Source organism: Mumia sp. zg.B53, assembly GCF_019550935.1.
GTDB lineage: Bacteria > Actinomycetota > Actinomycetes > Propionibacteriales > Nocardioidaceae > Mumia.
This window is the reverse complement of sequence record NZ_JAHWCK010000001.1, coordinates 212,991-235,061: the sequence shown is the minus strand read 5'-3', so window position 1 is coordinate 235,061 and position 22,071 is coordinate 212,991. Positions and strand designations below refer to the sequence as shown.

Genomic DNA, 22,071 nt, shown 5'->3' with positions numbered 1-22,071 from the left:
GGGACCTGATGAGGAACGTGGATGAGTCCTCGTTCGTACCGGACTGCGGGCACTGCTTCACCTCCCCTACCCTCGACGCTCTGGGGCCGGGCTACGTGCGCCGCACCGACGGACGCACGCAGACCAGGGTCGTCCTCCCCGACCGCTTCGTCTTCTTGACGCTCTTCGGGAAGGACGGGACCGACGATGCTGTGGTAGCCACTGCCGTGGACCTCATCGAGAACGCGCGAGGAAACCTGACGGCGAGGGAAACCCCGACGCCCGGGTGGCCCCCCTCCTCGCACATGAACTGGATGTACATCAGCGAAGCGCGCGACGCGCCTCAATCTCGAGATCCCTGTTCGGCCGTCGACCATCGGCGGCTCCGGCTCGCTCAGGTTGCACGGGCCCGGACCCCGTTTACCGCGGCCTGTGACTTCGCTACAGTCCGTACGGTCCGTGACCTCTGAGGAAGGACGACTCGGGATGCGTGTTGAGGACGGCGGCGGCGCCTCATCTCTGCTCATCGCGGGTTTCGAGCGGCATGACGTCTCCCCAGGCACGATCACCGCGCAGGCCGATGCCGTCGCTGGACCAGCCGGTGACGTCGAGAACTTCAACGCCGACCTCAGCACGAAGCACAACACCGCCCGCGAAGGCGTGGCCGGTGTGATCGCCACCGCGATGGAGGGTGCCGACACGCCGACGAAGAACATAGGCCGGAACCTGATCCAGGGCATCACCATCGGCGCCGGCGCGATCCGCCTCTTCGGCACTGCCGTCGAGACGTTCAACAACACGATCGACGGCCTCAACAGCCAGATCCGGTCCGAGGCGACCCGCGAGGAGCAGATCGAGAGGAAGTCGACGCTCTCCGGCCAGCACGCCGGGGCGGTCCAGACGCTCCAGTCGGCAGCACGCACCGCCAAGGGCCAGCTGAGCGACCCGCTGAAACCCGCGCACGTCGAGGCGCTCTACGCCGCCGGCGCGCTCCCGTCCTTCGCACCGGAGATGTTCAGAAACGTCGCCGATCTGAAGGCGGTGAAGCTGACCGCCCTTCCGTTCGACGTGGCGAACATGTCCGCCGAGGACCAGGCGAAGTACGTCATCGACCACGCAAAGGATCTCGACGCGCAGTTCATCGCCCTCCTCAGCCCGGCGGTGAGGGGTCTTGTCGCCGAGGCCGTTGCGAAGGACATCCGCACCAAGGCGATCGACGAGGACACCGCGGCGACCCTCGCGCTGATGAAGGACGACGCTGCATTCGCGCACCGTCTCTACTCGACCGTGACCCCCGACCAGATGGCCGATGCCATCTTCGACCTCAGCAACGAGGTGTTCCCGCCGGGCACGTTCGGCCCGCCTGACCAGGTCGAGAGAGCCAAGGTCTACGCCGAGTTCCTCGCTGGCGCCGGCCATGCGTTCGCGACCTACACCAAGGCCACTGGTGCCCACGCGCCGCCGCAGGACCTCAGCGACCAGTGGTTCAGGGCCATCACCGACGAGACGAATCCTGAGAACGCCGCCGCCCTGACCATGCTCATCAAGCATGGCGGCAAGACGGCGTCGTACGACCCGACGTTCCTTGCCGACCTGACCGACCAGGTGTACGACTGGGAGCGCAGCCACGACGGGATGCCGGTGTGGGGCCCGATCAACGACAGCTTCGGAACGGGCTACGGCGTCAAGGAGCCCTACTACGACCTGGGCAAGCCCGGCGACCCGTACGACGACACGGCTCACTACCAGGTTCCGTACGACGGCCTCGCCAATCTGCTGTCCGGGATGGCAAAGACCCCCGAGGCCGCCGAGCAGTTCTTCGACGACCCGGACACCACGCGCTACCACGATCGCGACGTCAACGAGAAGCTCCACTACCTGTTCACCGAGCGGAAGTGGCCCACCGACGACGGCGACGGCTTCGGCGTGGCGCTCGAGGGCGCCACGACGCACTCGCGCGACGTCGTCTCGAAGGACGACCTCGGCGGCGAGACGGCCCAGTCCCGTGCCGCGACGCTCGCCAGCCAGACGGTGTTCATCATCGGTCAGGAGTCGGGCACCGGCGACGGCCCGTGGCCGGGCGACGACGGCTGGCACGTCCCGGAGGGCATGACCGACTCCGTGGGGAAGATGCTCGCCTCGTACATCCCTGACGTGCACCGTGCGGCACAGGAGGGCAATGGCGACTCCCTCGACGGAGGTTGGACGTACGACGCCTCCGACGGAAAGGGCGGTGTCGCCCTCGGCATGCGAGCGAACGTCGACGACCTCACGAAGGTGCTCCAAGATGTCGGCCGTTACGACGACAAGACCGGCTTGCAGTACGTCACCACGGCAGCACTCACCCATCACAACGCGACGGTCGCGAACGCCCTGGACACCGCGGTGCTTCCTGACGGCTCCCACCCGACGACGCTCAAGGAGCTGAGTGCGTCCAACTTCGAGGAACTGCTCGGCGACGCATCCTCCAAGTCGGGCCGCACCCTGGCCCTGGTCATGAACGAGGGCTTCCTCGGCGGCAAGGACGGCGAGGCCGCGACTCAGGAGCAGCGCGAGGCACTCGCCAAGGCCTTCGGCGTGGCGACCGAGTTCCTGCCGCCGGTCGCGAACCCCGTCGGCAGCGTGCTCACAGGCCAGGCGCTCGGGCTGGTCGGCGATCAACTGGCCGCCCAACCCGACAGCGCTGCGCAGTCCTGGGCGCAGGACGCCGACAAGGGCGTCAAGGACTCCCTCAGGCACCAGATGTACAACACGCTTCTCAACGCCGGATATCTGCCGGTGGGCGAGGGCGGTATCCCTCCCGGGGTGGTTCAGACCGACACTCAGGGCAACCGCATCATCAACCCCGATCTCTACGACCCGAAGGCAGACGTCGATCCCGACCTCAAGGACGACTTCAACCGCTGGCTCGCGACTGCGCCTTCAGGTCTGGCGCAGGAGGCCATCAACTCGTACGCCTCGAACCTCCCCAGCTTCCGATGAACCGCAGGCTCAGGCTCGCTGTAGCGACGGGACTCCTCTCCGCGATGGCGCTCACAGGTTGCACGGACGATCCGCCGCAGGAAGAGGTGTTCAGCCTCGACGCATGCCGTCTCCTCGAGGAGGTCACGGTCGAGGAGCTCGTCGGCGCTCTGCGCGACACGGAGGAGACGTCGGTCGACAACGGAGGACTCGAGAGCAACTGGGCTCAGTGCCGCTACCTTCCGGACGACACGTCCCGTCCGGCCCTGGCTCTCCTGGTCAAGCACGGCGAGACCGACGACGCGGCCCTTGTCGGCGCGGCAGCGAGACAGTGCGAGGAGCGCGAGCCGTTGGCGGTCGAAGGCGCGACCGGCTATCTGTGCGGCGACCCTGACGTCGACGGCACGACGGCCCCTTATGCCCGCGCCGTCTGGGGCACCGACCCCGTGTACTACGCCTCTCTCGGTCTGACGCCGCATGGCAAGTCGCCGTCGGTCGCTGAGGCAGCCGACGACCTGCGCACCGCCCTTCGGGAGCTCATGGGGAACGTCAACGCGTCCTCGTTCGCGCCGCGATGACCCCGACCGCTGAGATGCCCGAGTCGTCCCAGCACCCGCGTGCGACGCGGATCGGTGTACGGGTCTTCGCCGGCGGCGTGGCGGTCGCGCTCGCCGACACCCTGGCCGGATGTGAGGACGAACGGGAGGCCGACGCGACGTCCCGCCTGTGCGAGTCGGTTGACCCCACGGCCGCAGAGGCGATCACCGGGGACGCCGACCTGACCGGTTTCGGCGGCGGGAACCTCGACGCGACGCGACGTCGGGGAAACGCTCTCGCCCGACGCGGACCAGTGAACCGTTCGACGAGGCCGGCCGACGCCGGGATGAACAAGGACGGATGATGCCTATGCTTCGCATCGGCGGTGCGCTCGGGCGCCTGGTCGGCGGCCTCGCGCTGGTCCTCGCCGGCACCATGGCCGTCGCGGCCTGCAGCACCGACGATGATCCCGACGCGCAGGCGGCCCGCGACCTCGTCGACGGCACGGCCTGCGGGTTCTTCACTCGTGACGTGATCGAGCCCGTCGTCGGGCACGGTGACCTCGACACCCTCGGCGACGGGATCGGTCCGGCCGACGAGCGGGCGCTGCGCGCTCAGGAGTGTGCCGTCCTCGATGAACGCCGGGACGAAACCCCCGTACGCCTCGAGGTGATCCGGTCCTGAGTCCAACAGACAGCACCGCGCCAGCCTGCGAGGGCATCTGGTCTCTCGCAGTTGGGGGACGGTCCCTCCGACGGCTGCGTCGTCGGATCATCGGTCACCTCGGCCGTTCGGCGGGGTCAAGCCGCAAGAGCGGACCACGCAGATCGAGGAAGCGATCGCGTTGGCCCGTGACGTCGAGGCAAACGTCCAGGCGTACGACGAGAGGCGCCAGTGAGCGCTCACGCCTGCGCGGACGCCCAGCACCATGTCGGGTGACTCGCCGTCGGACGACTCCGTGAACGCGCGCGTGGCGGCCTGCGCGCTCGCCCTTCTCGCGATGGTGGCCGCGTGTGACGACAGCTCCGCCCCCGAGGCCGAGGGGCCGTCCCGCTACTGCGACATCCTCGACCCAGAGGTGGCCGAGCCTGTCGTCGGTGACCTCGACGTCAAGACGTTCGGTAGCGAGGACCTCGACCCGACGCGACGCCAAGGCCATGGGCTCGACTGCCAGGTGAGCACCGCGACCGGCAGCGACACTCTGCTGACGATCACGCTGCGTGACACCACCGGCCCGGCCGACTGGGACGCGATGAAGGCCCAGCTGGCCGAGGAGACAGAAGGCGCTCCGGAGTGCACCGCCCTCACCGGCGATCCTGCGGGCTACGTCTGCCGGGGCATCGACGGCACGGACGAGACGAACCTCGCCGCACTCTTCCCGGACCGCTGGATTCGCATCATCGCGCGCACACGCAACGGCGATGCGCCGCCGCCCGATACCCAGGACGTGCTCGCGATTGCCGAGAACATCGACGCGAACCTCGAGGCGTACGACGCCGACCAGTGACGACCCGGCTGAGGGGCGAGGACGACTTCGACCACCGCGTCCGGTTTCTGCCTCGCCGATCGCCGATCGCCGACCGGCCGAGCAGGCGCGCCTCGGAGACGTTTACCGCGACCTGTGACTTCGCTACAGTCCGTACGGTCCGTGACCTCTTAGGAAGGACGACTCGGGATGCGCGTTGAGGACGGCGGCGGCAGCTCATCTCTGCTCATCGCGGGTTTCGAACGGCACGACGTCTCCCCAGGCACGATCACCTCGCAGGCCGATGCCGTCGCGACACCGGCCGGTGACGTCGAGAACTTCAACGCCGACCTCACCAAGAAGCACAACACCGCCCGCGAAGGCGTGGCCGGTGTGATCGCCACGGCGATGGAGGGTGCGGACGCGCCGACCAAGAACCAGGCACGCACTCTGATCCAAGGCATCACCATCGGGGCCGGCGCGATCCGGCACTTCGGCACCGCCGTCGAGACCTTCAACGGTGCGGTCGACGGACTCAACAACCAGATCCGCTCCGAGAAGACGCGCGAGGATCAGCTGAAGAAGAAGGCGGCGCTCTCCGGTCAGCACGCCGGCGCGGTCGAGACGCTCCAGTCCGCCGCCCGCACCGCCAAGGGCCAGCTGACCGACCCGCTCGATCCCAAGCACGTCAGTGCTCTGTATGCCGCCGGCGCCCTCCCCTCCTTCGCGCCCGCGATGTTCAGCAACGTCGCCGACTTGACCAAGGTCAAGCTCACGGCGCTTCCGGTCGACCTCGCCAACACGACCGATCGCGAGCAGGCCGACTACATCAAGCAGAACGCCGCGACTCTCGATCCCGCGCTGATCGCGCTGTTCGGTCCCGCGGCCAAGCAGATGGTGGCCCAGGACGTCGGCGCCGCGATCAAGAACAAGGCGATCGACCGCGCCACCGTCGATGTCCTCAGCTCTCTCAAGAACGACCCGGCGTTCGCCAAGGCGCTCTACAGCACGGTTACCCCCGACGAGTTCTCCAAGGCGATCGCCCACATCAACCTGGACCTCTTCGGCGTGGGCCCCGACCGCAACGGCGCGACCTTCCCTGGCACGGCCAAGGACAAGCTCGCGCTGTACGACGACTTCATCGACGCCGCCGGCGTGACCCTCGCGACGTACAGTCGCACGGTCGACGCCGACAAGCTCACCGACACGTGGTTCGACGCGATCACCGACCGGGACAACCCGACCAACGCCGCCGCGCTGACGCTGCTGCTGCGTGAGGGCGGCGAAGCCGGCGGCGAGTACGACGCGGCCTTCATCTCGGACCTCAGCAGCAGGGTCCTGGACTGGGAGCGCGACCAAGACGATGCTGTCTGGGGTCCTCTGGCCGAGGCGAGCGGGCAGTGGATCCGCGATCCCGACCGTGTCACGCTCAACGAGTACACCTTCAACAACGGCTACGAAGACGAGACCAACTACACCTTCGAGGGTGGCCACGCGACGGACGGTCTCGCCAACCTGCTCGGGGCGATGGGCAGCTCCCCCGAGGGCGCCCAGCGATTCTTCAGCGACGGAGACGGCGTCGACGACGATCGCCTCGAGTACCTCATGTTCAAACGCACCTTCTCCTCCGAGGGAGTGACGCGGAGCGACGAGGGAGACGGCCTGGGTGAGGCGCTGGAGGCGGCCACCACGGGGCACCTGCGCTCAGGCGAGAACAGCGGTCCCCCTTCGCTGGGCGACTACACCGACGAGCGTGCTGCCGCACTGGCGTCGAAGGTGTTCACCCTGATCGGAGAGAACAGCGGGACGGGCAACACCGACCACCTCCTCGATCCCAAGAAGCAGGGCACCGGGGGCGGTGGCATCGGCGACGAGTGGCACATGTGGAGCGAGATGCGCGACAGCATCGGCAACATCGGCGCCGGTTACGCCGAGGACGTCTATCGCACCCTCGCGAACGGCCAGGGCGTCGATGGTGACGGAAAGCTCACCGTCAGCTACGACAACCTCAACGCGGTCCTCGGCGAGATCGGTCGGGGCGACGACAAGTCGGGCATCGAGGTGCTTGCCACGGCGCTCGTCATCGAGGGCAACGACCGCATGGGTGAGGAGATCGCCGAGTACGAGCGCGAGGCGATCGCCGAGTGGCGGGCAGCCCACCCGAACCATCCCGCGGGCGAGCCGCTCCCTGCCGAGGTGATGAAGAACATCAAGAACGCGTCCGTGCTCGCCGAGGACAGCGCGGACCGCGAGCTCACCGACGTGGTGGAGGACAACGGACGTGTGCTCGGTCGGCTGCTCGGCCAGTCCGTCACCGTCGACATGGATGACGAAGAGGCAGCGGCGGCCCGGGCGGCGCTGGCGGCGAAGGCGTTCGATGTCGCGACCGGTTTCCTGCCCGGCAACGAAGTACTCGGACAGGGAGCGTCCGAGCTCGCCAAGACGGCCTTCGACACCGCGAAGTCACAGGGTCTCGACGCGATCAAGAGTGGTGTCACGAGCGCTCCGGCACCGACCTCGGACGCCTACCGCGCCACCACGGACAACGCGTGGCGCGAGAACCTGCAGGGCGGGTTGGCCAACGTGCTCGTCCAGTACGGCTACACCGCAGGCAACGACGGGCAGGACCTTCCCCGAGATGCCCTCGACAGCAACGGCCACGTCAAGCGTGAGTTCGTGGCGGAAGGTGGGACGGCGCCGACCTCGTGGCACGACTGGTGGGACAGCGACGCCGGCAACAACTACGGCACCTTGAGAGAGTCGATGGACCAGGCGTTCAACAATGCCGAGGAGGAAGCTGTTGAGGACGCCAAGAATCGCGAAGATGACGGCAACCAAGAGTCGCGCGGTGGGTGAGATGCGCCGCAGGTTCCGTGCCGTGGTTGCCCTCGCGGTGCTGTCCCTGGCGCTCGCCGGGTGCGACAGCGGCTCCGATCGCGCCGACGGCGACGAGGCGGTGCAGATGGTCGACGGCTTGGTCTGCGGCGTGTTCGACGTCGACATCGTGGAGGCTGTCGTCGAGTCGGACGACTACACCGCCTCCGGCACCGGCGTTCCCGAGATCGGTTCGGCGCCCGACTCCGGCCGCATCGAGTGCTCCATCGGTGTGGGTGAGGACGACTTCGACCACCGCGTCCGGTTCTCTGCGTCGCCGATCGCCGACAAGGCCGAGCAGACGCGGGTGGAGGCACGCGAGGCTGCCGCCTTGGCCAGCAGCCGGCAGAAGATCGGCGAACAGGGCGGGCACTGCTTCACCTCCCCGACCCTCGACGCTCTCGGGTCGGGTTACGTGTGCCGCACCGACGGACGCACGCAGACCAGGGTCGTCCTCCCCGACCGCTTCGTCTATCTGACGCTCTTCGGGGAGAACGGGACCGACGATGCCGTGGTAGCGGCTGCCGTGGACCTCATCGAGAACGCGCGAGGAAACCTGGCGGCGAGGGAAACCTCGACGCCCCGGTGACCCCCTCCGCGAAGCGCGCGACGCGCCTCAATCGCTCGACGATCCCAGTTCGGCCGTCGACCATCGGCGGCTCCGGCTCGCTCAGGTGCACGGGCCCGGACCCCGTCTACCGCGGCCTGTGACTTCGCTACAGTCCGTACGGTCCGTGACCTCTCAGGAAGGACGACTCGGGATGCGTGTTGAGGACGGCGGCGGCGCCTCATCTCTGCTCATCGCGGGTTTCGAGCGGCATGACGTCTCCCCAGGCACGATCACCGCGCAGGCCGATGCCGTCGCGGCACCGGCCGGTGACGTCGAGAACTTCAACGCCGACCTCACCAAGAAGCACAACACCGCCCGCGAAGGCGGGCCGGTGTGATCGCCACGGCGATGGAGGGCGCGGACACGCCGACGAAGAACATGGGCCGGAACCTGATCCAGGGCATCACCATCGGGGCCGGCGCGATCCGCCTCTTCGGCACTGCCGTCGAGACGTTCAACAACACGATCGACGGACTCAACAGCCAGATCCGCTCCGAGAAGACGCGCGAGGAGCAACTGAAGAAGAAGGCGGCGCTCTCGGGTCAGCACGCTGGCGCCGTCGAGACGCTCCAGTCCGCCGCCCGCACCGCCAAGGGCCAGCTGACCGACCCGCTCGACCCCAAGCACGTCCGCGCGCTCCACGCGGCGGGCGCACTCCCCTCGTTCGCGTCTGCGATGTTCTCCAACGTCGTCGACCTGTCCAAGGTCAAGCTCAAGACCCTCCCCTACGACGTGGCGAACCTGTCGGCCGAGGACCAGGCGAAGTACGTCATCGACCACGCAAAGGATCTCGACGCGCAGTTCATCGCCCTCCTCAGTCCTGCGGTGAGGGGTCTTGTCGCCGAGGCCGTTGCGAAGGCCATCCGCGCAAGGGAGATCGACGAGGACACCGTCGCGACCCTCTCGCTGATGAAGGACGACGCTGCATTCGCGCACCGTCTCTACTCCACCGTCACACCCAACCAGATGGCTGACGCCATCCTCGACCTCAGCAACGACGTATTCTCACCAAGCTCGTCGGTTCCTCCGCTCGACCACGCCGAGAAGGCGAAGGCCTACGCCGAGTTCCTCGCTCGCGCCGGCCACGCGTTCGCGACGTACACGAAGGGCGTGGGCACTCATGCGCCGCCGCAGGACCTCAGCGACCAGTGGTTCCGCGCGATCACCGACGAGACGAATCCTGAGAACGCCGCCGCCCTGACCATGCTCATCAAGCACGGTGGCAAGACCGCGTCGTACGACCCGACGTTCCTCGCCGACCTGACCAACCAGGTCTACGACTGGGAGCGCAGCCACGACGGCAGACCGGTGTGGGGTCCGCTCAACGAGCGGCTCGGACAGGGCTACGGAGTCAAGGAGCCCTACTACGACCTGGGCAAGCCCGGCGACCCGTACGACGACAGGGCTCACTACCAGACCCCGTACGACGGCCTTGCCAACCTCCTGGCCGGGATGGCGAAGACGCCGGAGGCCGCTCAGGACTTCTTCGCGGCCGAGGCCGGGGACGTCGACAAGGACAAGCTCGACTACCTCATCGGCAAGAAGGACGGCGACGAGGTCGATGCTCGCACGTTCTCGGCCAGGTACGGCAGCGACGAAGGCGACGGCCTCGGTCTGGCGCTCGAGGCTGCCACGATCGGAGCCGGAGGCGATGCGGTGTTCGGCGCCGAGCTTGCCACCGACGTCTTCAAGAGGATCGCCGACCTGTCTGGTCACGGCGGCCCGGACTCGTGGTACGAGAATGCCTGGCACGTGTGGCCCGACATGACCGACAGCTTGGGCACGATCGCCTCCGGTCACACCGACGACGTCTACCGGCTGCTCGCCGGCGGCACCGTCGCCGACGCGGACGGGCGGCTAGTGCTCACCGGTCCCGAGCTCGAGACTGTTCTCGGAGAGATCGGCCGCGGCGACGACAAGACAGGTCTGCAGACCCTTACCACCGCGATGCTGCTGGAGACGCGCCTCCAGAACGGTGCGTTCCTCAACGAGTTCCCCGCAGGCAGCAGGACGCTCGACGGCCTCGCCAACTCCGGCTACCACGGACTCCAGCAGCAGCACGGCGAGGTCATGGGCAACCTGTTCAACCAGGGCCTCGAGATGAGTGCCGAGAGGGACGACGTCGAGACTGCCCGTCGCGAGCTGATGTCGAAGGCGCTCGATATCGCGACCGGCTTCCTCCCCGGAGCGGGCTCCGTACTTGGCGAGACGGCGAGCGAGCTTGCCAAGAACTCCTATTCTGCGATCCAAGGCGAGGCGCTCTCCCAGCTGAAGGATGCCGTCAAGTACTCGCCAGACACCGACGGGTACCTCGACCGCGAGACTGCCTCGATCCCCGACAAGCTGGAGAACGCCGCACTCGCCGACCTCTACAAGTACGGCTTCCTCCATGACCAGGACATCACCGTCGGCGTCGAGGGTTCTGCACACAAAGTCCACTTCGACGGCATCTCACCCGATCTCTTCACCGGTGGAGACAATCCGCAGCTGCATCCCGAGCTCTACGATCGTGCGGATGGGGCCGTGCTGCCCGAGGACATGCCGAACCGTGCGGCCGTCGAGCAGGCGTGGCACGACTGGTCCGACCCGCAGAACCAGCCTCGGCACCGGATCAAGGAGTTCATCTACCAGTCCACCTTCCTGGAGAGCTTTGTCGATCCCACCCTGCGAGGAGGCAAATGATGGCTGGGAGGCGCCACAGCGGCGTTGCTTTCGTCGGCGGAGCGCTCCTCGCCGCGACCACTGTGCTGAGCGGTTGCTCCGATGACGAGCCAGCCACCGCGGACGACCTTGTCTGCGGCATCTTGGACCGCTCGGCGATGGAGACCATCACCGGTGATCTCGTGGTCGCCGCGGATGGCGAGATGGTACCGGCGACTCAGCGGAAGAAGGGCAGCGAATGCGAGGTCGGACGCAACGGACGACTCTTGCTGGACATCTCCCTGCGCGACTTCGAAGACGAGGCCGACCGCACCGCGGCGATCGCGAAGGCCACCGAGAGCAGAGATTCGCTCGGGTGCACCGACCTCACGGACGCCGTGGGATACAGCTGCCGATTCACGGACCAGCAACTCGGTGACAAGACTGGCGTGATCGTCGTGTTCGACGACCGACAGGTCGCGGTCCACGCCCGCACACCCGATAGGACGATAACCCCCAAGACGGAGGATGTGCTCGCGATCGCCCGCAACGTCGACGCCAACATCACCGCCTACGACGCCGCGCGCTGATCTCGGTGCGGCGTCACCGCGGTCGAGCTCCCACAGTGCGCCTTGGCGCCCGACACCGGCCGTCGATACAGTGCTGATCCTCGATGAGTCCTCCCAGGAAGGCCCGCTCGGATGCGTCCAGACCACGGTGCGACGCTCCTGATCGAAGGCTTCGAGAGGCACGACGTGTCACCTGCCACCCTCACCTCCCAGGCAGAGGCCGTGGCCAAGCCGGCCGGTGACGTCGAGAACTTCAACGCTGATCTCAAGCGTGAGCACAATACGGCCAAGGACGGGGTCGCCGGAGTCGTGGCCGATGCCATGACAGGCGCCGACACCGCCACCAAGACCAAGGCTCGGTCGCTCATCCAGGGAATCCTGGTGGCTGCGGGCGCGATCCGGCACTTCGCGGAGGCGGTCGAGACCTTCAACCAGGCGATCGACCGGCTCAACAGCCAGATCCGAGCGGAGCCGACCAAGGAGAAGCAGCAGGCCAAGAAGGCAGAGCTCGGCTTCCAGTACCCCTACATCCTCCAGGCGCTGGAGCACGCAGCCCGTACCGCGAAGCAACAGCTGTCGGACCCGTTGGACCCGGACCACGTGAGGGCGCTCTACGCCGCCGGCGCGCTGCCGTCGTTCGCCGCGGCGATCTACTCCAACCTCGTGGATCTCACCAGAGTCTCGCTGCGGACGATGCCGTTCGACCTCGCCGCGATGACGGCGGCCAAGCGCGCGACGTTCCTCGAGAACCACCCCGTCGTCGCGGTCGCCGTCATGGAGCTCACCCTCCGCAACGAAGGCCTCCTGACCGGTCCCGCCCCCGACGGCTACTACCGCGAGTGGCTCACCAACGCCGCACGCCGAGGGATCAGCGTGGACACGATCGTCGACATCGCGCGCACCCACGACGTCCGCCCGGACGACTTCGAGGTGTTCGACGGCATGGAGCGCGTGACCGACCCCGACGGCAAGTCGTTCTTCCTCCTCCCGCCGGGGATCGGCGGCGACGACGCACGCCATGCCGTCCTGATGACCTACATCCTCAACGCGGGCACGGACTACGGGGCGGCGAGTCCCGACAACGACTTCCCCGAGACGCCCTACTCCGCCGCCGAGATCCAGCGGATCATCGACCGGCAGTCCGCCAACGGCTGGAGCTATGACCAAGACGTCGGCTTCGTCCACGGCAACGGCGGACGCATGGTCACCACGCCCAACGGGATGCTCATGGGACTCGGGGGCAACTGGCTGCAGGGCATGTTCAGTCTCAAGGGCGGAACGGCATGGGGGGACATCTTCATGCTCAACATCGATGACGTGGACGACCCGGATCAGGTCGTCAAGGACGTCGCGCAGTCGGGGCGCGCGTCGTACGTCGACGACGACGGAACCGTCTACCAGGGTCAGCTCGACCTGGACCGGCTGCTGCACCACGAGGAACGCCACTCCCAGCAGTGGGCGCGGGAGGGATACGGCGGCTTCATCCGGTCGTACGCGCGGGAGCAGCTCACAGGCGGCAACGAGACCGAGCAGGACGCCGGGCTGCGCGACGGCGGATACCACTGATGCACCTCGGTTCGACCGGCCGGCGGGTCGCCGCGGCCACCACCGCCGTGCTCGGTGCCACCGTCCTGACCGCCTGCGACGGGGATGCTCCGTTCGAACCGTCACTGCCGAGTGCGGCCGGCTACCGCGCCGACGGAGACGCGCTCAGGATCTGGACCGGCACACCGTGCGTGGGCGTGACTCGCTTCGCCTTGACGTTCACGACGGCCGACGGTGAGCGTCAACGGCTCGTGCTCACGGCTCCCCCACCTGGTGTGACCGTGGAGCAGCTCGACATCGCGCAGCCTGATCCCGCGTTCACGGTTGACGAGCAGCCGACATCTGACTTCGACTGGCGCGACGCCGAGAAGGCCTCGCTCGTCATCGACGCCGCCGAGCCCGCCTGGGGATCCGTGGTCGACCTGTCCGACGTCGTCGACGGCTCACCGGAGCATCCAGCCGACGCCTACCTCTTCGACGACGTGGGCTGGAAGGACGCCGCTGACGTGGCCGACCAGAACGGCCAGGACTTTTTGACGGTCTGCACGCCCGCTGCCGACAGGGGTTGACCGCGCCGTCACGGCGTCCCGGCAACTCGCAGTGCTATCGGTCCGCCGCCCGAAGGCCACGCGCCGCCTCGGCGTCCGCCTGCGCAGCGTCGACGGCCGCCGTCGAGAGGCGTGACCCAGCAGCGGTGACCGCGCTCGGGAGCATCCCCGTCGGACCGGCGACCACAGACTGATAACGCTCCAGCGCCGCCCGGAGTACGGGGTGATGGGCAGCCGGGGGCGCCGCAGCCATGGCGGTCACGAGCGCCGACGCGGCCGCTGCCGCATCGACGTCGGTCGCCGCGACACGAGCGCCTGCGCCGTGAAGGTCGTCGGGCCGCATCCCCCATGCAGCCGTCGTCATCGCGGACCGCCCGCCCCGAGAACCGCCCGCATCCGGGCCCCCGCGGACACGAACGTGTCACCGGCCTCGCCCACCCCTGTGCGCTGCTCGCGTACCGAGGCAACGTGCTCCTCCACGAGCCGGTCGACGACGCGCATCGCCGCCTCGTGCTCCTCGCTCCCGACGCCGCCTCCGAAGACGCCCAGAGCACGCGCCGCCTCTGCGCGAAGCGAGTCTCGATAGTCCTCGATCGTCCCGGCGTAGCTCCCGAGGTCAGCGCCCGCCTGCTCGATGGCCGCGTGATCGACGCGCAGCTGATAGGTCATCGCGGCGCTCACACGTTGACCGGTCGGGCGAAGGCCGACGCCAACGCTTCCGTCGAGGACCGGGTCACCGACTGTCGAGCCGATGCCTGCTCGTCCCCCGCGACCGCGTGGCGCTCGGCGGTCACTGCGCGTCGCGCCTGCTCGGCGATCTGACGCGCCAGCAGCGTGTGGTTGCCCACAGAGACCTGCGCGACATCCTGGAAGGCCGATCCAGCCGCGCCCTTGAAGCCGGCCTGGGCGCCCTCCATCCGAGAGAGGTGCTGCCGCGCGGTGCCGACGTTGTCCTCGGCTGTCGCCTGATAGCCCCGCCCCGACCGGGACAGCAGCCCGACCTCCTCGAGGTTCACGATCTGGTTGCTCATGCTCGCTCCGTCCTGGCCGTGCGGCCGTGCTCGTTCGACGGGAGCCACGCTAGCCAGATCCGTTCCCGGCCCGCGGACGTCGTCCACAGGCCTTCAGGCGAGCGCGTTGAGCCGCACCTCGTACGCCCGCGCGTCGACGACGGCCTTCTGGAGCGTGACGAACTTGGGGTCACCGACCTCGAGCCAACGCTGCGCGGGCACCAGCGGCGTACGGCCGTCGCACTGCTCGAGCACCGCCGCGAACAGCGGCCGGTCTCCCCCACCGAAGACGAGGCTGCCCTCCGGGACGATCCGGCGTACGACCTCGGCGCACGCCTCCACCAGCGCGTCGGCCTGGTTGGCGCGCCGCCGCGCGTAGCGCTGCTGGCTCCAGCCACCCGCCTTGGTCTGACCCTGGACGTAGCGCGTCCCGGTCTTGTGAGCCGCGAGCGCCCCGCCCTCGACAGAGCCGACGGCATAGCCGCCGCGCCGCACGAGCACGATCCCGAAGTCGCCGGGAGGCTCCGCCCCGTCGTACGCGGCCTCCGCGCCGTCGGGCGACTGCAGCGTGACGCCCGTGCCGTCACGCACGACGACCGGCTCGCCGTGCCGGGCGGAGAAACGCTCCACCCAGCCAGCGAGCCGGTCGTGCGGGACGAGGACGGTCCTGGTCACCCTCAGACGTTGAAGCCGAGGGCGCGAAGCATCTCGCGGCCGTCGTCGGTGATCTTGTCCGGGCCCCACGGCGGCATCCACACCCAGTTGATGCGGAAGTCGTTGACGATGCCCTCCAGCGCCTGCCGGGTCTGGTCCTCGATGACGTCGGTCAGCGGGCACGCCGCCGAGGTCAGCGTCATGTCGATCACGGCATTGTTGGCCGGGTCGACCTCGACGTCGTAGACGAGGCCGAGATCGACGACGTTGATGCCGAGCTCGGGGTCGACCACGTCCTTCATCGCCTCGTTGACGTCCTCGGGCGTGGTCACGCTCTTGCCCACCGGGGTGAGATCGACCTCGGGAAGGTCGTCGGTGGTCTGGCTCGGTGCGGTGTCGCTCATCGGGTCTCCTGGCTCTCCTGCGCGGCGGCCTGGGCCGTCGCGTCCTTCCATGCCATCCACGACAGCAGCGCACACTTCACCCGGGCGGGGAACTGCGCCACCCCCGCGAAGGCGATGCCGTCCTCGAGCACGTCCTCGTTTGGCTCGACCTGTCCGCGGCCCTGCATCAGGGTCTGGAACTCGTCGAGCACCGCCAGCCCTTCAGCAACCGTCTTGCCGACGACGAGGTCGTTGAGCACCGACGCCGATGCCTGGCTGATCGAGCAGCCCTCGGCGTCGTACGAGACGTCGGCGACCCGGTCACCGTCGAGGTGCACGCGCAGCGTGATCTCGTCGCCGCAGGTCGGGTTGACGTGATGGACCTCAGCCTCGTACGGGTCGCGCAGTCCGCTGCCGTGCGGCTTCTTGTAGTGGTCGAGAATGATCTCCTGGTACAGGGCGTCCACGTTCATCGTCGTCACACCACCTTGAAGTACTTCTGGGTGCGTTCGATTCCCTCGACCAGGGCATCGATCTCGGCCTGGGTCGTGTAGAGGTAGAACGACGCGCGGGTCGTCGACTGCACACCGAAGCGCCGGTGGGCCGGCTTGGCGCAGTGGTGACCCGCGCGTACGGCGATGCCGTACGAGTCGAGCAGCTGCGACACGTCGTGCGGGTGCACCCCGTCGACCACGAAGCTCACCGCTCCCCCGCGCTCCACGGCCTCGGTCGGCCCCACGATGGTGAGGCCGTCGATCTCGCCGAGCCGCTTCAACGCATACGCGGTGATCTCGCGCTCGTGCGCGGCGACGTTCTCCATGCCGAGCGACGCGAGGTAGTCGGCCGCGGCGCCGAGCCCGACCGCCTGGACGATCGGCGGCGTGCCGGCCTCGAACTTGGCCGGCGGCCGCGCGTACGTCGAACGCTCCATCGTCACGGTCTCGATCATCTCGCCACCACCGAGGAACGGCGGGAGCTCCTCGAGAAGCGGCATGCGGCCCCAGAGCACGCCGATGCCGGTCGGACCGACCATCTTGTGGCCGGTGAAGGCGACGAAGTCGGCACCGAGCGCGGTCAGGTCGACGGGCATCTGCGGGACGGCCTGCGACGCGTCGACCACGACGACGGCACCGACGGCGTGCGCCCGGGCGATGATGACGTCGAGCGGGCTGACGGTGCCCAGCATGTTGGACACCCACGACACGGACACGATCCGCGTCCGCTCGTTGATCAGCTCGTCGAGCGTCGACAGGTCGAGGCGCCCCTCGTCGGTCAGCCCGAACCACCGCAGCGTCGCGCCCGTCCGCTGCGCCAGCAGCTGCCACGGGACGATGTTGGAGTGGTGCTCGAGCTCGGTGATCACGATCTCGTCACCGGGCCGCAGCGCGAGGTCACCCTCGGCGTTGCGGTACGCGTTGGCCACGAGGTTCAGCGCCTCGGACGCGTTCTTGGTGAAGACGACCTCCTCGCGAGAGGGGGCGTTGACGAAGCTCGCGATCGTCGTCCGCGCGTCCTCGAACGCCTCGCTCGCCTCCGCGCCCAGCTGGTGCATCGCACGCGCGACGTTGGCGTTGTGGCGGAGGTAGTGCTCCGTGATCGCGTCGACGACCTGCGTCGGCTTCTGCGACGTGTTCGCGCTGTCGAGGTAGACGAGCGGGCGGTCCCCGGCCATGGTCCGACCGAGGATCGGGAAGTCTTCCCGAACCTTCTCGACGTCGTATCCGCCGGGGACGCTCATCAGACGGCGGCCTTGGTGTACTTGTCGTAGCCGTTGGCCTCGAGCTCCTCGGCGAGGTCGGCGCCGCCGACCTCGGCAACCTTGCCGTTGACGAACACGTGCACGTAGTCCGGCTTGATGTAGCGCAGGATGCGTGTGTAGTGCGTGATCAGCAGGACGCCGCGGTCACCCTGCTCCGAGAAGCGGTTGACGCCGTCGGAGACGATGCGCAGAGCGTCGATGTCGAGGCCGGAGTCGGTCTCGTCGAGGATCGCGAACTTCGGGTTGAGCAGCTCGAGCTGGGCGATCTCGTGGCGCTTCTTCTCGCCGCCGGAGAAGCCCTCGTTGACCGAGCGCTGGGAGAAGGTCTTGTCGAGCGTCATCCGCTCGAGAGCGCCGTTGACGTCCTTGATCCACGTGCGCAGCGGCGGAGCCTCACCGTCGATGGCGGTCTTGGCGGCGCGGAGGAAGTTCGCGACCGAGACGCCCGGGATCTCCACGGGGTACTGCATCGCGAGGAAGAGGCCCGCACGCGCGCGCTCGTCGACGGTCATGTCGAGGACGTCGACGCCGTCGAGGGTCACCGAGCCGGAGGTGATGTCGTACTTGGGGTGGCCGGCGATCGAGTACGCGAGGGTCGACTTGCCCGAGCCGTTGGGGCCCATGATGGCGTGCGTCTCGCCCGACTTCACGGTCAGGTTGACGCCCTTGAGGATCTCCTTGGCGCCGTCCTCGGTGGCCACCGAGACGTGGAGGTCGCGGATCTCGAGAGTGGACATGTGTGGTGACTCCGTCGTTTCTTGTGAGGATCAGATGCTGGGGCTGGTCACGTCGACGAGGACGGTCGCGTCCTCGGTGACCTTGCAGGGATAGACCGGCACAGGCTCGGTCGCGGGCAGGTTGAGCACCTCGCCGGTCCGTGCGTCGAAGCGCGAGCCGTGGAGCCAGCACTCGAGCGTGCAGTCCTCCACCTCCCCCTCCGACAGCGGAACCGCGGCGTGCGAGCACTCGTCACGGACGGCGAACACCTCGTCACCGCAACGGACGAGTGCGAGGTCGAGGCCCTCGACCTCGACCGCCAGCACTCCCCCGTCAGGGACGTCGGCGAGCTCAGCCGCGTGCGTGAAGCCGCTCATCGGCTCACGCCCCGGCGACCACGTCGGCGACACCGACGTGCTTGGCGAGCTCGGTCTCGACCGTCTGCAGGAGGCGCTCCTGGATCTCGGGCACCCCCGTACGGCGGATCACGTCGTTGAAGAAGCCGTGCACGACCAGCCGGCGCGCCTCGACCTCGGGGATGCCACGGCTCTGCAGGTAGAACAGGTGCAGGTCGTCGAAGCGGCCGGTCGTCGACGCGTGGCCCGCGCCCTCGATCTCGCCGGTCTCGATCTCGAGGTTGGGCACCGAGTCGGCACGCGCCCCGTCGGTCAGGACGAGGTTGTCGTTGCTCTCGTACGTGTTGATGCCGACACCCTCCTTGCGGATCAGCACGTCGCCGATCCACACGGTGTGGGCGTCCTTGCCCTGCAGTGCGCCCTTGTACTCGACCTTGCTGCGGCCCTTGGGCTGGTTGTGGTCGACGAAGAGACGGTGCTCGAGGTGCTGGCCGGCGTCGGCGAAGTAGAGGCCGAGCATGTCGACGTTGCCGCCGGTGCCGGCGTACTCGACCGACGCGTTGATCCGGACGAGGTCGCCGCCGAAGCTGACGAGCACGTGCTTGAGGTTGGCGTCGCGCCCGATGTGGGCGTGGTGGTGCGACACGTGGACGGCGTCGTCGTCCCAGTCCTGGACCGCGACGACCGTCAGCTGCGCACCGTCGCCGAGGACGATCTCGACGTTCTCGGCCCAGGTGGCCGACCCGACGTAGTCGATCACCACGGTGGCCCGGGAGAACGGCTCGGCCGTGATGACGACGTGGCCGGCGCCGGCCTTCTCCGACCCCGTGCCACGGAACGTCACCCAGGTGGGCTTCGAGGCCACGGTCTCCGCGGGGACCGTCACCGTGAAGACACGGTCAGACGCCTCCCAAGCTCGGGCGGAGATCCGGTCGACGGGGACGTACGTCGAGGTGCCGCGCACGGTCGAGTCCTCGACGAGGACCGACTCGGCACGGACCTCGGGCGCGGCGTCGATCTCGACCTCGTAGTCGTGACCGTCGAGAGGGGCGTCCTTGTGCAGGTCGCGCAGGCGCTTCAGCGGGGTGAAGCGCCAGATCTCCTCCAGCCCCTTGGGCACCTCGTGGTCGGCGGGGTCGAACGACCCCTCCGGGTGCAGGTGGCTGATGACCTGGGTCTCGACCGGGCCGGCCAGCGGCCCTGCGGGACGGGTTGTCGTAGTTGTGGGGGCGGTCACCCGACGGCACCTTCCATTTGCAGTTCGATCAGACGGTTGAGCTCGAGCGCGTACTCCATGGGGAGCTCGCGCGCGATGGGCTCGACGAAGCCACGCACGATCATCGCCATCGCCTCGTCCTCCTCCATCCCGCGGCTCATCAGGTAGAAGAGCTGGTCGTCGCTGACCTTCGAGACGGTGGCCTCGTGGCCCAGCGACACGTCGTCCTCGCGGACGTCGACGTACGGGTAGGTGTCGGAGCGGCTGATGTCGTCGACGAGCAGCGCATCGCACTTGACCGTGGACGCGGAGTGCTCGGCGCCCTCCTGGACCTGGAGCAGACCGCGGTACGACGCACGGCCGCCGCCGCGCGCCACCGACTTCGAGATGATCGAGCTCGAGGTGTGCGGCGCGGCGTGGACCATCTTGGCGCCGGAGTCCTGGTGCTGGCCCTCGCCGGCGAACGCCAGCGACAGCGTCTCGCCACGGGCGTGCTCGCCCATCAGATAGATGGCCGGGTACTTCATGGTCACCTTGGAGCCGATGTTGCCGTCGACCCACTCCATGGTCGCGCCCTCTTCGCAGATGGCGCGCTTGGTGACCAGGTTGTAGACGTTGTTGGACCAGTTCTGGATCGTCGTGTAGCGGCAGCTGCCGCCCTTCTTGACGATGATCTCGACGACCGCGGAGTGCAGCGAGTCGGTCTTGTAGATCGGCGCCGTGCAGCCCTCGACATAGTGGACGTGCGCGCCCTCGTCGACGATGATCAGCGTCCGCTCGAACTGACCCATGTTCTCGGTGTTGATCCGGAAGTAGGCCTGCAGCGGGATGTCGACGTGGACGCCCTTGGGCACGTAGATGAACGACCCGCCGGACCAGACGGCCGAGTTGAGCGCGGAGAACTTGTTGTCGCCGACCGGGATCACGGTGGCGAAGTACTCCTGGAACAGCTCCGGGTGCTCCTTGAGCGCCGTGTCGGTGTCGAGGAAGATGACGCCCTGCTCCTCCAGGTCCTCACGGATCTGGTGGTAGACGACCTCGGACTCGTACTGCGCTGCGACGCCGGCGACGAGACGCTGCTTCTCGGCCTCGGGGATGCCGAGACGGTCGTACGTGTTCTTGATGTCCTCGGGGAGCTCCTCCCACGAGGTCGCCTGCTTCTCGGTGGAGCGGACGAAGTATTTGATGTTGTCGAAGTCGATGTCCGACAGGTCCGCCCCCCACGTGGGCATGGGCTTGCGGCCGAAGAGCTTGAGGCCCTTCATCCGCAGGTCCAGCATCCACTGGGGCTCGTCCTTGCGGGACGAGATGTCGCGGACGACGTCCTCGTTGAGCCCACGCTTGGCGGTGGCACCCGCGATGTCCGGGTCGGCCCAGCCGAAGTCGTAGCGACCCAGGCCCTCGAGCTCGGGGTTGGCCTGCTCGATGGCGTTGGGCGCAGAGCCGCTGACGCCGGTGTCCGGTGTGGTGGTCATCGGGTGGTCCTCTCGTCGGTCGTGAGGGCTGTTGTCGTCGTGACGTCGGCCGGGGTGTCGGGGATGTAGGTCGTGCACACGCCGTCGCCGTGGGCGATGGTGGCGAGGCGTTGCACGTGGTGTCCCAACATCCGGGCGAACGCTTCTGTTTCCGCTTCGCAGAGCTCGGGAAACTCGGCCGCGACGTGAGCGACCGGACAGTGGTGCTGGCAGACCTGGGTGCCTCCGGGGGCTCGCCGCACGCTGGCGGCGAACCCGTCCTCGGCAAGGGCGTCGGCAAGCACCTCGGGGCGCTGCGCCGGCGCAGTGTCTTCGATGAGTGGCAGGAGGCGACGCTCGAGCTCCTCGCCGCGACGTCGCGCGAACGCCACTACGGCGTCCTCGCCGACGGTCTCGGCAAGGAAGCGCAGCGCGCTCAGTGCCAGGTCGTCGTAGTCCTGCTCGAACGCCTCGCGACCCTCGTCGGTGAGGGCGAACGCCTTCGCCGGACGGCCGCGTCCACGACGCTGCCCGCGGTCACGGACTGCGGCGATCTCGACGAGCCCCTCCTCGTGAAGGGCGTCGAGGTGGCGGCGTACCGCGGCCGGGGTCAGGTCGAGCCGCTCGGCGAGCTGGGCGGCTGTGGACGAGCCCTCGTGCATGATGGTGCGCACCACACGCTGACGAGTCGAGGACTCGTCAGAAGTGACCCGCACGTTTTTCACAACACCAGTGTGCCCTTATTACCGAAGCGCGTTCAACGAAGGATGTCCTTAGTGACGTCGGTCACCCCT

General features: G+C 68.1%; 25 protein-coding genes. 13 read left to right on the top strand and 12 right to left on the bottom strand.

The features are described from left to right. Nucleotides 1-17: 17 nt before the first annotated feature. From KV102_RS01100 to KV102_RS01040, 13 genes are all read left to right on the top strand, one after another. On the top strand, nucleotides 18-449 hold the full coding sequence (locus KV102_RS01100; RefSeq protein ID WP_220341604.1) for a hypothetical protein: 432 nt from the start codon (nucleotides 18-20) through the stop codon (nucleotides 447-449). Between the two features lie 16 nt (nucleotides 450-465). Continuing rightward, entirely contained in the window at nucleotides 466-2,961 is a 2,496-nt protein-coding gene (locus KV102_RS01095) for a DUF6571 family protein (RefSeq protein WP_220341603.1), read from the top strand. A gap of 44 nt (nucleotides 2,962-3,005) precedes the next feature. Then, nucleotides 3,006-3,518, top strand: coding sequence for a hypothetical protein (locus KV102_RS01090; protein ID WP_220345043.1), 513 nt, complete (start codon nucleotides 3,006-3,008; stop codon nucleotides 3,516-3,518). After that, nucleotides 3,515-3,841, top strand: coding sequence for a hypothetical protein (locus KV102_RS01085; RefSeq protein ID WP_220341601.1), 327 nt, complete (start codon nucleotides 3,515-3,517; stop codon nucleotides 3,839-3,841). The genes KV102_RS01090 and KV102_RS01085 overlap by 4 nt, the downstream gene beginning before the upstream one ends. After that, nucleotides 3,841-4,161, top strand: a complete 321-nt coding sequence (locus KV102_RS01080) for a hypothetical protein (RefSeq protein WP_220341600.1) — start codon at nucleotides 3,841-3,843, stop codon at nucleotides 4,159-4,161. Before KV102_RS01085 ends, KV102_RS01080 begins: the two co-directional genes overlap by 1 nt. Before the next feature lie 274 nt (nucleotides 4,162-4,435). Beyond that, nucleotides 4,436-4,984, top strand: a complete 549-nt coding sequence (locus KV102_RS01075; RefSeq protein WP_220341599.1) for a hypothetical protein — start codon at nucleotides 4,436-4,438, stop codon at nucleotides 4,982-4,984. Nucleotides 4,985-5,152: 168 nt separating this feature from the next. Beyond that, nucleotides 5,153-7,798 carry a hypothetical protein gene (locus tag KV102_RS01070; RefSeq protein ID WP_220345042.1) on the top strand — a complete coding sequence of 882 codons (2,646 nt, stop codon included), beginning with the start codon at nucleotides 5,153-5,155 and terminating at the stop codon, nucleotides 7,796-7,798. Further along, the gene (locus tag KV102_RS01065; RefSeq protein WP_220341597.1) at nucleotides 7,767-8,405 is read left to right on the top strand and encodes a hypothetical protein; all 639 of its coding nucleotides are present in this window, start codon (nucleotides 7,767-7,769) and stop codon (nucleotides 8,403-8,405) included. Before KV102_RS01070 ends, KV102_RS01065 begins: the two co-directional genes overlap by 32 nt. A gap of 172 nt (nucleotides 8,406-8,577) precedes the next feature. Next, a complete protein-coding gene (locus KV102_RS01060; RefSeq protein ID WP_220341596.1) occupies nucleotides 8,578-8,763 on the top strand; it encodes a hypothetical protein in 186 nt (61 codons plus the stop codon). After that, a complete protein-coding gene (locus KV102_RS01055) occupies nucleotides 8,760-11,108 on the top strand; it encodes a hypothetical protein (RefSeq protein ID WP_220345041.1) in 2,349 nt (782 codons plus the stop codon). The genes KV102_RS01060 and KV102_RS01055 overlap by 4 nt, the downstream gene beginning before the upstream one ends. Continuing rightward, nucleotides 11,108-11,656: a hypothetical protein gene (locus KV102_RS01050; RefSeq protein WP_220341594.1), complete on the top strand. Its 549-nt coding sequence runs from the start codon at nucleotides 11,108-11,110 to the stop codon at nucleotides 11,654-11,656. The genes KV102_RS01055 and KV102_RS01050 overlap by 1 nt, the downstream gene beginning before the upstream one ends. Nucleotides 11,657-11,821: 165 nt before the next feature. Continuing rightward, nucleotides 11,822-13,201, top strand: a complete 1,380-nt coding sequence (locus KV102_RS01045; protein WP_220345040.1) for a hypothetical protein — start codon at nucleotides 11,822-11,824, stop codon at nucleotides 13,199-13,201. Beyond that, nucleotides 13,201-13,749, top strand: coding sequence for a hypothetical protein (locus KV102_RS01040; protein WP_220345039.1), 549 nt, complete (start codon nucleotides 13,201-13,203; stop codon nucleotides 13,747-13,749). The genes KV102_RS01045 and KV102_RS01040 overlap by 1 nt, the downstream gene beginning before the upstream one ends. Before the next feature lie 34 nt (nucleotides 13,750-13,783). Here KV102_RS01040 and KV102_RS01035 read toward each other — a convergent pair whose 3' ends face one another. The 12 genes from KV102_RS01035 to KV102_RS00980 form a co-directional block, all read right to left on the bottom strand. Beyond that, nucleotides 13,784-14,092 carry a hypothetical protein gene (locus tag KV102_RS01035; RefSeq protein ID WP_220345038.1) on the bottom strand — a complete coding sequence of 103 codons (309 nt, stop codon included), beginning with the start codon at nucleotides 14,090-14,092 and terminating at the stop codon, nucleotides 13,784-13,786. Then, nucleotides 14,089-14,397: a WXG100 family type VII secretion target gene (locus KV102_RS01030; RefSeq protein ID WP_220345037.1), complete on the bottom strand. Its 309-nt coding sequence runs from the start codon at nucleotides 14,395-14,397 to the stop codon at nucleotides 14,089-14,091. The genes KV102_RS01035 and KV102_RS01030 overlap by 4 nt, the downstream gene beginning before the upstream one ends. Before the next feature lie 8 nt (nucleotides 14,398-14,405). Then, complete coding sequence (locus KV102_RS01025) at nucleotides 14,406-14,759, bottom strand: hypothetical protein (protein WP_220345036.1); 354 nt, start codon at nucleotides 14,757-14,759, stop codon at nucleotides 14,406-14,408. A 93-nt stretch (nucleotides 14,760-14,852) separates the two neighbouring features. Next, nucleotides 14,853-15,413: an acVLRF1 family peptidyl-tRNA hydrolase gene (locus tag KV102_RS01020; protein ID WP_220345035.1), complete on the bottom strand. Its 561-nt coding sequence runs from the start codon at nucleotides 15,411-15,413 to the stop codon at nucleotides 14,853-14,855. Nucleotides 15,414-15,415: 2 nt separating this feature from the next. Then, nucleotides 15,416-15,796: a metal-sulfur cluster assembly factor gene (locus tag KV102_RS01015; protein WP_220341587.1), complete on the bottom strand. Its 381-nt coding sequence runs from the start codon at nucleotides 15,794-15,796 to the stop codon at nucleotides 15,416-15,418. Then, nucleotides 15,793-16,248 carry a Fe-S cluster assembly sulfur transfer protein SufU gene (gene sufU / locus KV102_RS01010; protein WP_220342493.1) on the bottom strand — a complete coding sequence of 152 codons (456 nt, stop codon included), beginning with the start codon at nucleotides 16,246-16,248 and terminating at the stop codon, nucleotides 15,793-15,795. The genes KV102_RS01015 and sufU overlap by 4 nt, the downstream gene beginning before the upstream one ends. A 5-nt stretch (nucleotides 16,249-16,253) precedes the next feature. Continuing rightward, a complete protein-coding gene (locus tag KV102_RS01005; RefSeq protein ID WP_220341586.1) occupies nucleotides 16,254-17,513 on the bottom strand; it encodes a cysteine desulfurase in 1,260 nt (419 codons plus the stop codon). Then, nucleotides 17,513-18,271, bottom strand: a complete 759-nt coding sequence (gene sufC / locus KV102_RS01000) for a Fe-S cluster assembly ATPase SufC (RefSeq protein WP_220341585.1) — start codon at nucleotides 18,269-18,271, stop codon at nucleotides 17,513-17,515. Before sufC ends, KV102_RS01005 begins: the two co-directional genes overlap by 1 nt. A 30-nt stretch (nucleotides 18,272-18,301) precedes the next feature. Further along, on the bottom strand, nucleotides 18,302-18,628 hold the full coding sequence (locus KV102_RS00995) for a non-heme iron oxygenase ferredoxin subunit (RefSeq protein ID WP_220341584.1): 327 nt from the start codon (nucleotides 18,626-18,628) through the stop codon (nucleotides 18,302-18,304). A 4-nt stretch (nucleotides 18,629-18,632) separates the two neighbouring features. Next, a complete protein-coding gene (gene sufD / locus KV102_RS00990) occupies nucleotides 18,633-19,844 on the bottom strand; it encodes a Fe-S cluster assembly protein SufD (RefSeq protein ID WP_308290193.1) in 1,212 nt (403 codons plus the stop codon). Then, nucleotides 19,841-21,298, bottom strand: a complete 1,458-nt coding sequence (sufB, locus tag KV102_RS00985; RefSeq protein ID WP_220341583.1) for a Fe-S cluster assembly protein SufB — start codon at nucleotides 21,296-21,298, stop codon at nucleotides 19,841-19,843. The genes sufD and sufB overlap by 4 nt, the downstream gene beginning before the upstream one ends. Then, the gene (locus KV102_RS00980; protein WP_374197335.1) at nucleotides 21,295-21,951 is read right to left on the bottom strand and encodes a helix-turn-helix transcriptional regulator; all 657 of its coding nucleotides are present in this window, start codon (nucleotides 21,949-21,951) and stop codon (nucleotides 21,295-21,297) included. The genes sufB and KV102_RS00980 overlap by 4 nt, the downstream gene beginning before the upstream one ends. Between the last annotated feature and the right edge of the window lie 120 nt (nucleotides 21,952-22,071).

Excerpts from the sequence above, each read along its gene's own strand:
- KV102_RS01095 (WP_220341603.1), top strand. The coding sequence starts at position 466 with ATGCGTGTTGAGGACGGCGGCGGCGCCTCATCTCTGCTCATCGCGGGT.
- KV102_RS01090 (WP_220345043.1), top strand. The coding sequence starts at position 3,006 with ATGGCGCTCACAGGTTGCACGGACGATCCGCCGCAGGAAGAGGTGTTC.
- KV102_RS01085 (WP_220341601.1), top strand. The coding sequence starts at position 3,515 with ATGACCCCGACCGCTGAGATGCCCGAGTCGTCCCAGCACCCGCGTGCG.
- KV102_RS01080 (WP_220341600.1), top strand. The coding sequence starts at position 3,841 with ATGCCTATGCTTCGCATCGGCGGTGCGCTCGGGCGCCTGGTCGGCGGC.
- KV102_RS01070 (WP_220345042.1), top strand. The coding sequence starts at position 5,153 with ATGCGCGTTGAGGACGGCGGCGGCAGCTCATCTCTGCTCATCGCGGGT.
- KV102_RS01065 (WP_220341597.1), top strand. The coding sequence starts at position 7,767 with ATGACGGCAACCAAGAGTCGCGCGGTGGGTGAGATGCGCCGCAGGTTC.
- KV102_RS01060 (WP_220341596.1), top strand. The coding sequence starts at position 8,578 with ATGCGTGTTGAGGACGGCGGCGGCGCCTCATCTCTGCTCATCGCGGGT.
- KV102_RS01050 (WP_220341594.1), top strand. The coding sequence starts at position 11,108 with ATGGCTGGGAGGCGCCACAGCGGCGTTGCTTTCGTCGGCGGAGCGCTC.
- KV102_RS01040 (WP_220345039.1), top strand. The coding sequence starts at position 13,201 with ATGCACCTCGGTTCGACCGGCCGGCGGGTCGCCGCGGCCACCACCGCC.
- KV102_RS01035 (WP_220345038.1), bottom strand. The coding sequence starts at position 14,092 with ATGACGACGGCTGCATGGGGGATGCGGCCCGACGACCTTCACGGCGCA.
- KV102_RS01030 (WP_220345037.1), bottom strand. The coding sequence starts at position 14,397 with ATGACCTATCAGCTGCGCGTCGATCACGCGGCCATCGAGCAGGCGGGC.
- KV102_RS01025 (WP_220345036.1), bottom strand. The coding sequence starts at position 14,759 with ATGAGCAACCAGATCGTGAACCTCGAGGAGGTCGGGCTGCTGTCCCGG.
- KV102_RS01015 (WP_220341587.1), bottom strand. The coding sequence starts at position 15,796 with ATGAGCGACACCGCACCGAGCCAGACCACCGACGACCTTCCCGAGGTC.
- sufU (WP_220342493.1), bottom strand. The coding sequence starts at position 16,248 with ATGAACGTGGACGCCCTGTACCAGGAGATCATTCTCGACCACTACAAG.
- KV102_RS01005 (WP_220341586.1), bottom strand. The coding sequence starts at position 17,513 with ATGAGCGTCCCCGGCGGATACGACGTCGAGAAGGTTCGGGAAGACTTC.
- sufC (WP_220341585.1), bottom strand. The coding sequence starts at position 18,271 with ATGTCCACTCTCGAGATCCGCGACCTCCACGTCTCGGTGGCCACCGAG.
- KV102_RS00995 (WP_220341584.1), bottom strand. The coding sequence starts at position 18,628 with ATGAGCGGCTTCACGCACGCGGCTGAGCTCGCCGACGTCCCTGACGGG.
- sufB (WP_220341583.1), bottom strand. The coding sequence starts at position 21,298 with ATGACCACCACACCGGACACCGGCGTCAGCGGCTCTGCGCCCAACGCC.